Raw genomic sequence first — 12,912 nt, 5'->3', positions numbered from 1 at the left:
CGGCGACCACGTACAGCGCGATCACGGCCACCAGCATGAGCAGGCCGCCGAACAGCGAGTACAGCAGGAACTTCACGGCCGCGTACGACCGCTGCGCGCCGCCGTACGACCCGATCATGAAGTACATCGGGATCAGCATGGCCTCGAAGAACACGTAGAACAGGAAGACGTCGGTCGCCGCGAAGACGCCGATCATCATCGCTTCGAGCACCAGGATGAGCGCGAAGTACGTCTTGACCGACCGCCGGGCGTCCGGCCGCTCGGCGTCGTGCCAGGAGGCCAGCACGACGATCGGGACGAGCACCGCCGCGAGCGCGATGAGCACCAGGGCGATGCCGTCGACCGCGACCGCGTAGTGGACGCCGAACGACGGGATCCAGCGGTAGACCTCGCTGAACTGTTCACGCCCTCCGGCCGGGTCGAACTGGGACGCCATGGCGAGCGTGAGCACCAGCACGACGAGCGACACCGCGAGCGTGAGCTGCTTGGCGAGCCGGTCGTTGCCCTTGGGCACCGCCGCGACTGCCAGCGCGCCCACCACGGGCACGCCCATCAGGATTGAGAGCCAGGGCATCACAGGTTCCCTACGACGAACCATGCGCCGACCAGAAGGGCGGCACCGAGGAATATCGACATGGCGTACGACCGGACGAAGCCGGTCTGCACGCGGCGCAGACGGCCGGAGGTGCCGCCGATGAGCGCCGCCAGCCCGTTGACCAGCCCGTCCACGCCGCGGTTGTCGAAGAACACCGCGAGACGGGTCAGCCACTGGCCGGGGCGCATGAACAGCGCCTCGTTGATCGCGTCGCCGTACAGGTCACGACGGGCGAAGACGGTGAGGAACGAGCCGCGCGGGGCGACCGCCGGGACCTCGGCCCTGCCGTACTTCAGCCAGGCGTAGGCGACGCCGACGGCGACCACCGCCAGGGTCGCCACGCCCGCGACGCTGAACGGCGCGAAGTGCGGCAGCTCCTTGGGACGGCCGACGGCCGGGGCGAGGAACTCCATGAAGCGGTTGCCCATGATCAGGAACGCGCCGCCGAAGACCGAGCCGATGGACAGCAGGATCAGCGGCCAGGTCATCACGGCGGGCGACTCGTGCGGGTGCGCGTCCTTCTCCCAGCGCGGCTTGCCGTGGAAGGTCATGAAGAACAGCCGCGACATGTAGAAGCCGGTGATGCCGGCGCCGATGACGGCGAGCCAGCCGAGGATCGGGCTGTGCTCCATCGTGGCCTCGATGATGCCGTCCTTGGTCCAGTAGCCGGACAGCAGCGGGAAGCCGATGATCGCCAGGTAGCCGAGCCCGAACGTGGCCCAGGTGATGCGCATCTTCGGGGCCAGGCCGCCGAACTTGCGCATGTCGACCTCGTCGTTCATGGCGTGCATGACCGAGCCGGCGCCGAGGAACATCGAGGCCTTGAAGAAGCCGTGGGCGATGAGGTGGGCGATGGCGAAGGCGTACCCGACGGGGCCGAGGCCGGCGGCGAGCATCATGTAGCCGATCTGCGACATCGTCGAACCGGCCAGGGCCTTCTTGATGTCGTCCTTGGCGGTACCGATGATCGCACCGGCGAGCAGCGTGGCGACGCCGACGATGGTGACGACCAGCGCGGCGGTCGGCGCCCCGATGTAGATCGGGCCGGAGCGGACCACCAGGTAGACGCCCGCGGTGACCATGGTGGCCGCGTGGATGAGCGCCGACACCGGGGTCGGGCCCTCCATGGCGTCCAGGAGCCAGGACTGCAGCGGGAGCTGGGCCGACTTGCCGCACGCGCCGAGCAGCAGCGCCAGGCCGATCAGGGTCAGCGTGCCCTGTGAGGCCTGGGAGGCGTTCGCCAGGACGGGGCCGTAGGCGATGGTGCCGAACGTCGTGAAGATGACGAAGATGCCGAGGGCCAGGCCCATGTCGCCGACGCGGTTGACGATGAACGCCTTCTTGGCGGCGGCGGCGGCCGACGGCTTGTGCTGCCAGAAGCCGATGAGCAGGTAGGACGCCAGGCCCACGCCCTCCCAGCCGACGTACAGGCCGAGGTAGTTGTCGGCCAGCACCAGCAGCAGCATCGCCGCGACGAAGAGGTTCAGGTAGGCGAAGAACCGCCGCCGGTTCGGGTCGTGCGCCATGTAGCCGATCGAGTAGATGTGGATCAGCGACCCGACACCGGTGATCAGCAGGACGAACGAGATGGACAGCGGGTCCAGCAGCAGGCCCATCTTGACGTCGAGGGTGCCACCCGGAAGGAAGTCGTACAGCTCGACCACGCGGCGGCGCTCGTCGGCGCCGAACCCGAGCAGTTCGAAGAAGACGATCACGGCGACCACGAACGACGCCAGCGACATGGCGACACCGAGGAGGTGCCCCCAGCGGTCGGTGCGGCGTCCGCCCAGCAGGAGGATCGCCGCGCCCAGCAGGGGCAGGGCGATCGTCAGCCAGGAGAGGCCGATCACTCCACCGGAGTGCTGGACGATCTCAGCAGCGGTTTCCACGGCGACCTCTTAGTACTTCAGCAGGTTGGCGTCGTCCACCGACGCGGACCTGCGGGTTCGGAAGATCGTCACGATGATCGCCAGACCGACGACGACCTCGGCGGCGGCCACGATCATCACGAAGAACGCGATGATCTGGCCCTCCAGGTTGCCATGCTGTCGGGCGAAGGTGACGAAAGCCAGGTTGCACGCGTTGAGCATCAGCTCCACGCACATGAACACGACGATGGCGTTGCGGCGGACGAGCACGCCGACGCCGCCGATGGCGAACAGCAGCGCGGAGAGCACCAGGTAGTGGGTGGTCACTTGCCTTCCTCCTCGACGGGGCCGTCCCCGGGGACGCGTGCGGCGGCGGGCTTGTCCCGCTCCGCGACCGGGACCTCGGGGGCCTCGGCGACCGCCTGGACGACCTTCGGCTGCTCGGTGCGCACACCGGCCTCGGCGACGTTCCTGATCGCCTGGGCGAGCCGCGGGTCGTTCGGCAGGTGGCCGTCCTCGACGTCGTGGCGGGCGATGACGCGGTTGACCGACAGCTCCGACACGGTGCCGTCCGGCAGCAGCGCGGGCATGTCGATCGCGTTGTGCCGCGCGTAGGTGCCCGGGCCGGGCAGCGGGGCCGGGTGGTCGCCGAGGAAGCGGGCGCGCGAGAGGTCTTTCTGCGTGGGCTTCGGCTCGCGGCGCTCGCGGTGCGCCAGCACCATCGCGCCGAGCGCGGCGGTGATGAGCAGTGCGGAGGTGACCTCGAACACGAAGACGTAGCGGGTGAAGATCAGGTGCGCGAGCCCCGGGACGTTGCCGCCCACCTGGCTGACCGCTCCGCTCAGCCCGGCGGGCGCGCCGATGACGACGTTGCCGATGCCGAGCGCCAGCAGGACGGCGAAGCCGAGGCCCGCGACGAACGCCCAGAAGCGCTGCCCCCTGATCGTCTCGACCAGCGAGTCGGAGGAGTCGACGCCGACCAGCATCAGCACGAACAGGAACAGCATCATGACCGCGCCGGTGTAGACGATGATCTGCACGGCGGCGAGGAACGGAGCCTCCTGCACGGCGTACAGCACCGCCAGCGAGAGCATCACCACGCCCAGCATCAGCGCGGAGTACACCGCCTTGCGGCTGAAGACGAGCCCGAACGCCGCGGCCACCGAGACGACCGCGAGCACCCAGAACGTGATGGCTTCACCCATTGCTACGGCCCAACCGGTAGTAGTCCTCTTCGGTCTCGCCGAGGCGCATGGGGTGCGGGGGCGCCTCCATGCCGGACGCCAGCGGCGCGAGCAGCATCTCCTTGGTGTAGATGAGGCTCTCACGGCTGCTGTCGGCGAGCTCGTACTCGTTGGTCATCGTGAGCGCGCGTGTCGGGCACGCCTCGATGCACAGGCCGCACAGGATGCACCGCAGATAGTTGATCTGGTAGGTGCGGCCGTACCGCTCGCCCGGCGAGTAGCGCTCCTGGTCGGTGTTGTCGGCGCCTTCCACGAAGATCGCGTCGGCGGGACAGGCCCAGGCGCACAGCTCGCACCCGACGCACTTCTCCAGCCCGTCCGGCCAGCGGTTCAGCTGGTGGCGACCGTGGAACCGGGGAGCGGTGGGCTTCTTCTCCTCCGGGTAGTTGGTCGTCACCGGCTTCTTGAACATGTGGTGGAAGGTGACGCCGAACCCCTTCACCGGGTTCAGGAAATCAGTTAGTCCCACTGGGGACCTCCTTGCGTCCGTTGACGCCGTGGTAGTGCGGCAGGTCGAGGGCCGGCACCGGGAACCCGCCGGCGGTCGGCTCGGCGTCCAGCAGTTCCATGTCGGCCGCCACCTCCGCCGCCTTGGCCTCCCGGCGACGCTGGTTCACCGTGTCGAACCGGAAGTAGATCGCCAGGGCGCCGATGACGACGATCGCGGCGATGACGAGCACCACCGGGACGCTGCCGGGCTGCTCGCTCCGGGCGTTCTGCAGGGCCCGGACGGTGGCGACCAGCAGGATCCACGCCAGGTTGAGCGGGATCAGCACCTTCCAGCCGAAGGCCATGAGCTGGTCGTACCGGATGCGGGGCAGCGAGGCGCGCACCCAGATGAAGAACGCGAACACCAGCACGAGCTTGACGAAGAACCACAGCATCGGCCACCAGCCGGTGTTCGCGCCGTCCCACAGCGAGATCGGCCAGGGAGCGCGCCAGCCGCCGAGGAACAGCGTGATGGCCAGACCCGAGACGGTGAACACGTTGACGTACTCGGCGAGCTGGAACATCGCGAACTTCAGCGACGAGGAGTACTCGGTGTGGTAGCCGGCGACGAGCTCGCCTTCGCCCTCGGGCAGGTCGAACGGGACGCGGTTGGTCTCGCCGAGCATCGTGATCACGTAGATCAGGAACGACGGGATCAGCAGGATGGCGTACCAGGACGGCAGCGGGATGTCCAGGCCGCCGAGGCTCCAGGTGCCCCCGGAGGCCTGCTTGGCCACGATCTCGGAGGTGGACAGCGTGCCGGCGAACAGGAACACCGCCACGAACGACAGGCCCATCGCGATCTCGTAGGAGATGACCTGGGCGGTGGAGCGCAGGCCGCCCAGCACGGCGTACGGCGAGCGCGAGCCCCAGCCCGCGAGCACGATGCCGTAGACGCCGATCGAGGACATCGCGAGGACCAGCAGCACGGCGACCGGCAGGTCGGTGAGCTGCAGCGGGGTGCGCACGCCGAACATCGACACCATCGGCCCGAACGGGATGATGGAGTACGACAGGAAGGCCGGCACCGCGATGATGACCGGCGCCAGGATGTAGACCACCTTGTCGACGACCCGCGGGAGGATGTCCTCCTTCAGGCCCATCTTCAGGCCGTCCGCCACCGACTGCAGCAGGCCGAACTTGCCCGCGCGGTTCGGGCCGTAGCGGTGCTGCATGCGCGAGATGAGCTTGCGCTCGAACCACACGCCGAACAGCACGCCCAGCATCAGGAACACGAAGATGAAGAGGGCCTTGATGATGGAGATCCACAAGGGATCCTTGCCGAAGTCGGCCAGGGTGGGCCCGGCCGGGTCGGCGACCAGGTTTGGAATCATGACGCGCTCCCGATCTTGACGACGTCACCGGCCACGGCGCGCAGGTCCCGGGTGACCGAGCAGCCGGCCGAGGCGGCCGGCACCCACACGACGCGGTCGGGCAGGTCGGCCACCCGCGCGGGCAGCGTGACCGCGCCGCCCTCCGTGGTGATCGTGACCTTACCGCTGTCGAGCGCCCCGATCTCGGCGGCCGTGGCCTCCGACAGCAGCGCCTCCACCTCGCGGCCGGTGCCGGCGAGGTAGGGCTCGCCGTCCTGCAGGCGGCCGGCGTCGAGCAGCAGGTGCCAGGTGGCCAGGACGGCCTCGCCGGCGCCCGGCTGCGCCTCGCTGCCGCCGGTCACGCCGGGGGCGGCGGCGCGGGGGCCGCGCCAGGCGCCGATGGCGGCCAGCTCGCGGCGGGCGGCGGCGGAGTCGGGCAGGCCCAGGTGGACGTCCATGTGGTCGCCGATCGCGGCCAGGGCGCGCAGGTCGCTCATGACGCCCGGCACCTCGATGGCCCGCTCGAAGGAGCGGCCGCGGCCCTCCCAGTCGACGAACGTGCCGCTCTTCTCGCTGACCGCCGCGATCGGCAGCACCACGTCGGCGCGGTCGGTGACGGCGCTCGCGCGCATCTCCAGCGAGACGATGAACGGGGTGTTCTCCAGGGCGGCGAGCGCCGCCTCGGGGTCGGCCAGGTCGTAGGGGTCCACGCCGCCGATCACCAGGGCCTCCAGCTCGCCGGTCAGGGCGGCGGCGAGGATGGCGCCGGTGTCGCGGCCCGGGGTCCCGGGCAGCGAGGCGACGTTCCAGACGCGGGCGATCTCGGCGCGCGCGGTCTCGTCGGCGACCGGGCGGCCGATCGGCAGGAGGTTCGGCGCGGCGCCGGCCTCGATGGCGCCGCGCTCACCGGCCCGGCGGGGCACCCAGGCGAGCCGGGCGCCGGAGGTGGCGGCGAGCCGGAGCACCGCGGACAGCGCGCCGCGGGAGGTGGCCAGCCGCTCGCCGACCAGAATGACCGTGCCGGGCTGCTTGAGCGCCTCGGCCGCGGCGGAGGCGCCGGAGATCAGCTCACCGAGGGCCTCGGCCTCGGCGCCGGGCAGGGCGCGCACCAGCGTGCCGCCCATCTTGGCCAGGCCCGGGGTGGCGAACGGCGCGATCGAGTAGACCTTCACCCCGCGCTTGCGCCAGGCCTTGCGCAGCCGCAGGAAGACCATCGGGGACTCTTCCTCGGGCTCGAACCCGGCCAGCAGCACGGCCGGGGCCTGCTCCAGGTCGGCGTAGGAGACCTCGATGCCCTTGCCGGCCACCGCGTGGGCGAGGAAGGCGGCCTCCTCCTCCGACAGCGGGCGGGAGCGGAAGTCGACGTCGTTGGTGCCGAGCGCGACGCGGGCGAACTTGGCGTACGCGTAGGCGTCCTCGACGGTGACCCGGCCGCCGACCAGCACCCCGGCCTTGCCGCGCGCCCGGGCGAGGCCCTCGGCGGCGGCGGTCAGGGCCTCCGGCCAGGAGGCGGGCCGCAGGTAGCCCTCGGCGTCGCGGACCAGCGGGGTCTGCAGGCGGTCGGGCTGGGTGGCGTAGGAGAAGGCCCAGCGGCCCTTGTCGCAGTTCCACTCCTCGTTGACCTGCGGGTCGTCCACGGCGAGGCGGCGGGTGACCCGGCCGCGCCGGTGGTCGGTGCGCAGGGCGCAGCCGCTCGCGCAGTGCTCGCAGGCGCTCGGCGTGGACACCAGGTCGAAGGGCCGGGCGCGGAAGCGGTAGGCGGCGCCGGTGAGCGCGCCCACCGGGCAGATCTGCACGGTGTTGCCGGAGAAGTACGACTCGAACGGCTCGCCGTTCGCGACGCCCACCTGCTCGGCGGCGCCGCGCTCGAAGAAGTCGATCAGCGGGTCGCCGGCGATCTCGTCGGAGAAGCGGATGCAGCGGGCGCACTGGACGCACCGCTCGCGGTCGAGCAGCACCTCGGTGGACAGCGCGATCGGCTTCTCGAAGGTGCGCTTGGCCTCTTGGAACCGGGACTCGCCCTGGCCGTTCGACATCGCCTGGTTCTGCAGCGGGCACTCGCCGCCCTTGTCGCAGACCGGGCAGTCGAGCGGGTGGTTCAGCAGCAGCATCTCCATGACGCCGCGCTGGGCCTTCTCGGCGACCGGCGAGGTGAGCTGGGTCTGCACGACCATGCCCTCGGCGACCTCGATGGCGCAGGACGGCTGCGGCTTGGGGAACCCGCGGCCGTTGCCGGCGTCGGGGATGTCCACCAGGCACTGGCGGCAGTTCGCCGCCGGCTCCAGCAGCGGGTGGTCGCAGAACCGCGGGATCTGGATGCCCAGCAGCTCGGCGGCCCGGATGATCACCGTGCCCTTCGGGACGCTGACCTGGAAGCCGTCGATGGTGAGGGTCACCAGGTCGACCGGCTGCTCGACCGGCCCTGCCGAAGATGTCTGTACGGTCATGCGGAGGCCCCCCACACGGTGGACGCCGCCCGGTCGAACGGGCATCCGCCGATCTCGAAGTGCTTGAGGTATTCGTCGCGGAAGTACTTCACCGACGAGTGGATCGGGCTGGTCGCGCCGTCGCCGAATGCGCAGAACGATCGGCCGAGGATGTTGTCGGCGATGTCGGTGATCGTGCTGAGGTCGTCCTCGGTGCCCTGGCCCTTCTCCAGCCGCTTGAGCACCTGCTTGAGCCAGTAGGTGCCCTCACGGCAGGGAGTGCACTTGCCGCAGGACTCGTGGGCGTAGAACTCCGTCCAGCGCAGCACCGTCCGCACGACGCAGGTGGTCTCGTCGAAGATCTGCAGGGCGCGGGTGCCGAGCATCGAGCCCTTGGCGCCGACCGACTCGAAGTCGAGCGGCACGTCCAGGTGCTCGTCGGTGAAGATCGGCGTGGAGGAGCCGCCCGGGGTCCAGAACTTCAGCCGGTGGCCCGCCCGGATGCCGCCCGCCATGTCGAGCAGCTCGCGCAGCGTGATGCCGAGCGGCGCCTCGTACTGGCCGGGGCGGGTGACGTGGCCGCTCAGCGAGAAGATGCCGAAGCCCTTGGACTTCTCGGTGCCCATCGCGGCGAACCAGTCGGCACCGTTTCCGATGATGCTGGGAACGCTCGCGATGGATTCGACGTTGTTGACGACGGTGGGAGACGCGTAGAGCCCCGCGACGGCGGGGAAGGGGGGCTTGAGACGAGGTTGGCCGCGATAACCCTCAAGGGAGTCCAGCAGCGCGGTCTCCTCGCCGCAGATGTAGGCGCCGGCGCCGCTGTGCACGACGAGCTCCAGGTCGTAACCCGAGCCGAAGATGTTCGTGCCGAGGTAGCCCTTCTCGTACGCCTCGCGGACGGCGGCCTGCACGCGGCGGATGACGTGCAGCACCTCGCCGCGCACGTAGATGAAGGCGTGGTTGGCGCGGATGGCGTAGGCCGTGATGATGGCGCCCTCGACCAGCGAGTGCGGGTTGGCCATCATCAGCGGGATGTCCTTGCACGTGCCGGGCTCGGACTCGTCGGCGTTGACGACCAGGTAGTGCGGCTTGCCGTCGCCCTGGGGGATGAATCCCCACTTCATGCCGGTGGGGAAGCCCGCGCCGCCGCGGCCGCGCAGGCCGGAGTCCTTGACCGCCTTGATGATGGCGTCGGGCTCCATGCCCAGGGCCTTCTTGGCCGCGGAGTACTCTCCGTACCCGGAAAGGGTGAAGGAGTCCGCCTGGTCCCAGTTGGCGGTGAGGACCGGAGTCAGGGTGGTCATTCCGAGGCCCCCTTCGGTGCCGTCCAGCCGTTCGCCTTGGCGATCTTGAGGCCCTCGAGCGAGGGGCCGGCGGCCGAGGGGCCCTCGCCCGCCTGGCCGTCCGACAGGCCCGCGAGCACCCGCGAGGCGTCCTTGAACGAGCACAGGCGCGAAGGCCCGCGGGTCGGCGCGACCTCCTTGCCGGCACGCAGGTCGTCCACGAGCCGCTTGGCGCTCTCGGGGTCCTGGTTGTCGAAGAACTCCCAGTTGACCACCATCACCGGGGCGAAGTCGCAGGCCGCGTTGCACTCCAGGCGCTCCAGCGACACCTTGCCGTCGGCGGTGGTCTCGCCGTTGCCGATGCCGACGTGCTCGGTGAGCTCGTCCCAGATCTGGTCGCCGCCCATGACCGCGCACAGCGCGTTGATGCACACGCCCACGTGAAACTCTCCCGCGGGCTTGCGCTTGTACATGGTGTAGAACGTGGACACGCCCACGACCTCGGCCTTGGTCAGGCCCAGCATCTCGGCGCAGAACTCCTGGCCGTCGTCGGAGACGTAGCCGTCCTCCGACTGCACCAGGTGCAGCAGGGGCAGCAGCGCCGAGCGGCTCCGCGGATACCGTCCGATGATCTCTTTCGCGTCGCGTTCGAGACGCTCGCGGACTTCCGGCGAGTACGTCACCGGTCCACACCTCCCATGACCGGGTCGATGGAGGCGACCGCGGCGATGACGTCGGCGACCATGCCGCCTTCGCAGGTCGCGGGCACCGCCTGCAGGTTGGTGAACGACGGGTCGCGGAAATGCACGCGATAGGGGCGGGTGCCGCCGTCGCTCACCACGTGGGCGCCGAGCTCGCCACGCGGCGACTCGACCGGCGCGTACGCCTGGCCCGCCGGCACCCGGAACCCCTCGGTCACCAGCTTGAAGTGGTGGATGAGGGCTTCCATGGAGCTGCTCATGATGTGGGCGATGTGGTCGGGCGAGTTGCCGAGCCCGTCGGGGCCGAGCGCGAGCTGCGACGGCCAGCCGATCTTCTTGTCCTCGATCATCACCGGCTTGCCCTTGAGCTCCGAGCCCGCGAGCCGGTCCAGCGCCTGACCGATGATCTTGAGGGACTCCTCCATCTCGGCCACGCGCACCAGGTAGCGGCCGTAGACGTCGCAGGAGGTCTCGGTCGGCACGTCGAAGTCGTAGGTCTCGTACCCGCAGTAGGGCTGCGACTTGCGCAGGTCCCACGGCAGGCCGGTGGCGCGCAGCATGGGCCCGGTGATGCCCAGGGCCATGCAGCCGGTGAGATCGAGGTAGGCGACGTCCTTGGTCCGCCGGGTGTAGGCGGGGTTCTCGTCCAGGAGCTTGCGCATCTCCTTGATGCGTCCCGGCATGACCTTGAGGAACTCGCCGATCTTGTCCACGGCGCCCGCGGGCAGATCGACCGACACACCGCCGGGGCGGACGTAGGCCATGTTCATCCGCAGGCCGGTGATGTACTCGAACAGGTCGAGCACCATCTCGCGCTCACGGAAACCGAACAGCATCGGCGTGGTGGCGCCGAGCTCCAGGCCGAAGGTCGCGATGGCCACCAGGTGCGAGGAGATCCGGTTGAGCTCCATCATCATCACCCGGATGGCCTGCGCGCGGGCCGGCACCCGGTCGGTGATGCCGAGGAGCTTCTCCACTGCCAGGCAGTACGCCGTCTCGTTGAAGATCGGCGAGAGGTAGTCCATGCGGGTGACGAACGTGACCCCCTGGGTCCACGTCCGGAACTCCATGTTCTTCTCGATGCCCGTGTGCAGGTAGCCGATCACCGTGCGCGCCTCGGTGACGGTCTCGCCGTCCAGGGTGAGCACCAGCCGCAGCACGCCGTGCGTGGACGGGTGCTGGGGGCCCATGTTGATGACCAGGCGCTCTTCGGAGGAGTCGGCGACCGCCTCGACGACCTGGTCCCAGTCTTGGCCGTTGACGTTGTAGACCGTGCCCTCGGCGAAGTCCTGCTCGCCCGGGGCGGTCGCGCCGTCGTGGATGGCGGTCATGCGTACGACCTCCTGTTGTCCGGCGAGGGAATGGTGGCGCCGCGGTACTGCACCGGGATGCCGCCGAGCGGGTAGTCCTTGCGCTGGGGGTGACCCTCCCAGTCGTCGGGCATCTCGATGCGGGTGAGCGCCGGGTGGCCGTCGAAGACGATGCCGAAGAAGTCGTAGGTCTCGCGTTCGTGCCAGTCGTGCGTCGGGTACACCGAAACCGTGGAGGGGATGTGCGGATCGGCGTCGGGGCAGGAGACCTCGACCCGGATGCGCCGGTTGTGGGTGATCGAGCACAGGTGGTAGACCGCCCGCAGTTCCTCGCCGGTCTCGGCCGGGTAGTGCACGCCCGATACGCCGAGCGACAGCTCGAAGCGCAGGGCGAGGTCGTCGCGCAGGTGGCGCATCACCTCGACCAGCCGCGCGCGTGCGACATGGATCGTCAGCTCGCCGCGGTCGACGACCACCCGCTCGACCATGCCCTCGTAGGCGTCGCCGGCGGCGCGTTCGAGCGCGTCGGCCACGTCGTCGAAGTAGCCGCCGTAGGGCCGGGCGCTCGACAGCTTCGGCGGGCGGCGGACCACTAGGCGGCCGTACCCGGAGGTGTCCCCGGAGTCCGCGGCGCCGAACATGCCGTGACGGGCGATGGGCTCCTCGGGGACGCCGGGAAGGTTGTCAGTGCTCATTTCGAGGCCCCCTGATCGATGAGCGGCAGCGACCGCAGCGCACGGAGTTCCAGCTCGTCGATCTGCTTGGCGCGGTGGGCGCCGAACTTCATGTTCTGGATCTTGTCGTGCAGCTTGACGATCGCGTCGATGAGCATCTCGGGGCGCGGCGGGCAGCCGGGCAGGTAGATGTCCACCGGGACGACGTGGTCGACGCCCTGCACGATCGCGTAGTTGTTGAACATGCCACCGCTGGACGCGCACACGCCCATGGCAATGACCCACTTGGGCTCGGCCATCTGGTCGTAGATCTGGCGCAGCACCGGCGCCATCTTCTGCGACAGGCGACCGGCCACGATCATCAGGTCGGCCTGGCGCGGGGACGCCGAGGCGCGCTCCATGCCGAAACGGGCCAGGTCGTGGTTCGGGCCGCCGGTGGCCATCAGCTCGATGGCGCAGCAGGCCAGGCCGAACGTGGCCGGCCACACGGAGTTCTTCCGGGCCCAGCCGGCGGCCTGCTCCACCGTGGACAGGATGAACCCGCTGGGCAGTTTCTCTTCGAGACCCATGTCAGTGCTTCCTCTCGCGCGCCTCGGGTCAGTCCCAGTCCAGGCCGCGGCGGCGCCACACGTAGGCGTACGCGACCAGCACGGTGACGATGAACAGCACCATCTCGACCAGCCCGAAGACCCCGAGCTTGTCGAAAGCGACCGCCCACGGATAAAGGAAGATGATCTCGATGTCGAACACGATGAAGAGCATCGCCGTGATCATGTACTTTAGGGGGAACCGGCCGCCGCCGACGGGCTGCGGGGTCGGCTCGATGCCGCACTCGTAGCCGTCGAGCTTCGCGCGGTTCCACCGCTTCGGGCCGGTGAAGGGCGCGATTCCCACGGAGAAGACGGCGAAGCCCGCCGCGAGAACCGCGAGCACCAGGATCGGCACGTACAGTTCCATCGCTATGCGTCCCCTCTGAGCGCTATGGCTTTCTTCGATCGGTTGACGA

The 12,912-nt window shown here is 69.6% G+C and carries 13 protein-coding genes; all 13 read right to left on the bottom strand.

What is annotated here, in order from left to right:
- Nucleotides 1–574 (bottom strand): proton-conducting transporter transmembrane domain-containing protein (locus tag IEY93_RS38500; RefSeq protein WP_268241578.1); only part of this gene is annotated, 574 nt, incomplete at its 3' end.
- Nucleotides 574–2,484 carry an NADH-quinone oxidoreductase subunit L gene (gene nuoL / locus IEY93_RS23080; RefSeq protein WP_229691380.1) on the bottom strand — a complete coding sequence of 637 codons (1,911 nt, stop codon included), beginning with the start codon at nucleotides 2,482–2,484 and terminating at the stop codon, nucleotides 574–576. The genes nuoL and IEY93_RS38500, both read right to left, overlap by 1 nt.
- A 9-nt stretch (nucleotides 2,485–2,493) precedes the next feature.
- Entirely contained in the window at nucleotides 2,494–2,790 is a 297-nt protein-coding gene (gene nuoK / locus IEY93_RS23075) for an NADH-quinone oxidoreductase subunit NuoK (RefSeq protein WP_189165194.1), read from the bottom strand.
- Nucleotides 2,787–3,668 (bottom strand): NADH-quinone oxidoreductase subunit J, encoded by an 882-nt coding sequence (locus tag IEY93_RS23070; protein ID WP_189165193.1) that lies wholly within the window; start codon nucleotides 3,666–3,668, stop codon nucleotides 2,787–2,789. The genes nuoK and IEY93_RS23070 overlap by 4 nt, the downstream gene beginning before the upstream one ends.
- A complete protein-coding gene (gene nuoI, locus IEY93_RS23065; RefSeq protein WP_189165192.1) occupies nucleotides 3,661–4,176 on the bottom strand; it encodes an NADH-quinone oxidoreductase subunit NuoI in 516 nt (171 codons plus the stop codon). The genes IEY93_RS23070 and nuoI overlap by 8 nt, the downstream gene beginning before the upstream one ends.
- A complete protein-coding gene (nuoH, locus tag IEY93_RS23060; protein ID WP_189165191.1) occupies nucleotides 4,163–5,530 on the bottom strand; it encodes an NADH-quinone oxidoreductase subunit NuoH in 1,368 nt (455 codons plus the stop codon). The genes nuoI and nuoH overlap by 14 nt, the downstream gene beginning before the upstream one ends.
- Nucleotides 5,527–7,956, bottom strand: coding sequence for an NADH-quinone oxidoreductase subunit G (locus IEY93_RS23055; protein WP_189165190.1), 2,430 nt, complete (start codon nucleotides 7,954–7,956; stop codon nucleotides 5,527–5,529). Before IEY93_RS23055 ends, nuoH begins: the two co-directional genes overlap by 4 nt.
- Complete coding sequence (nuoF, locus tag IEY93_RS23050; RefSeq protein WP_189165189.1) at nucleotides 7,953–9,242, bottom strand: NADH-quinone oxidoreductase subunit NuoF; 1,290 nt, start codon at nucleotides 9,240–9,242, stop codon at nucleotides 7,953–7,955. Before nuoF ends, IEY93_RS23055 begins: the two co-directional genes overlap by 4 nt.
- Nucleotides 9,239–9,904: an NADH-quinone oxidoreductase subunit NuoE gene (gene nuoE / locus IEY93_RS23045; protein WP_189165188.1), complete on the bottom strand. Its 666-nt coding sequence runs from the start codon at nucleotides 9,902–9,904 to the stop codon at nucleotides 9,239–9,241. Before nuoE ends, nuoF begins: the two co-directional genes overlap by 4 nt.
- Nucleotides 9,901–11,253, bottom strand: coding sequence for an NADH-quinone oxidoreductase subunit D (locus IEY93_RS23040; RefSeq protein WP_189165187.1), 1,353 nt, complete (start codon nucleotides 11,251–11,253; stop codon nucleotides 9,901–9,903). The genes nuoE and IEY93_RS23040 overlap by 4 nt, the downstream gene beginning before the upstream one ends.
- Nucleotides 11,250–11,927 (bottom strand): NADH-quinone oxidoreductase subunit C, encoded by a 678-nt coding sequence (locus tag IEY93_RS23035; RefSeq protein ID WP_189165186.1) that lies wholly within the window; start codon nucleotides 11,925–11,927, stop codon nucleotides 11,250–11,252. The genes IEY93_RS23040 and IEY93_RS23035 overlap by 4 nt, the downstream gene beginning before the upstream one ends.
- Nucleotides 11,924–12,475 (bottom strand): NuoB/complex I 20 kDa subunit family protein, encoded by a 552-nt coding sequence (locus tag IEY93_RS23030; protein ID WP_189165185.1) that lies wholly within the window; start codon nucleotides 12,473–12,475, stop codon nucleotides 11,924–11,926. Before IEY93_RS23030 ends, IEY93_RS23035 begins: the two co-directional genes overlap by 4 nt.
- A gap of 28 nt (nucleotides 12,476–12,503) precedes the next feature.
- Nucleotides 12,504–12,863 (bottom strand): NADH-quinone oxidoreductase subunit A, encoded by a 360-nt coding sequence (locus IEY93_RS23025; protein ID WP_189165184.1) that lies wholly within the window; start codon nucleotides 12,861–12,863, stop codon nucleotides 12,504–12,506.
- Between the last annotated feature and the right edge of the window lie 49 nt (nucleotides 12,864–12,912).

The sequence above is a fragment of the Sphaerisporangium melleum genome, assembly GCF_014646695.1.
GTDB lineage: Bacteria > Actinomycetota > Actinomycetes > Streptosporangiales > Streptosporangiaceae > Sphaerisporangium > Sphaerisporangium melleum.
The sequence above is the reverse complement of the archived record's forward strand: the minus strand, read 5'-3'. Positions and strand labels throughout refer to the sequence as shown.

What these genes read in the sequence shown, in the direction of transcription:
- nuoF (WP_189165189.1), bottom strand. Translation starts at nt 9,242, where the DNA reads ATGACCACCCTGACTCCGGTCCTCACCGCCAACTGGGACCAGGCGGAC.
- IEY93_RS23055 (WP_189165190.1), bottom strand. Translation starts at nt 7,956, where the DNA reads ATGACCGTACAGACATCTTCGGCAGGGCCGGTCGAGCAGCCGGTCGAC.
- IEY93_RS23035 (WP_189165186.1), bottom strand. Translation starts at nt 11,927, where the DNA reads ATGAGCACTGACAACCTTCCCGGCGTCCCCGAGGAGCCCATCGCCCGT.
- IEY93_RS23040 (WP_189165187.1), bottom strand. Translation starts at nt 11,253, where the DNA reads ATGACCGCCATCCACGACGGCGCGACCGCCCCGGGCGAGCAGGACTTC.
- nuoH (WP_189165191.1), bottom strand. Translation starts at nt 5,530, where the DNA reads ATGATTCCAAACCTGGTCGCCGACCCGGCCGGGCCCACCCTGGCCGAC.
- IEY93_RS23070 (WP_189165193.1), bottom strand. Translation starts at nt 3,668, where the DNA reads ATGGGTGAAGCCATCACGTTCTGGGTGCTCGCGGTCGTCTCGGTGGCC.
- IEY93_RS23025 (WP_189165184.1), bottom strand. Translation starts at nt 12,863, where the DNA reads ATGGAACTGTACGTGCCGATCCTGGTGCTCGCGGTTCTCGCGGCGGGC.
- IEY93_RS23030 (WP_189165185.1), bottom strand. Translation starts at nt 12,475, where the DNA reads ATGGGTCTCGAAGAGAAACTGCCCAGCGGGTTCATCCTGTCCACGGTG.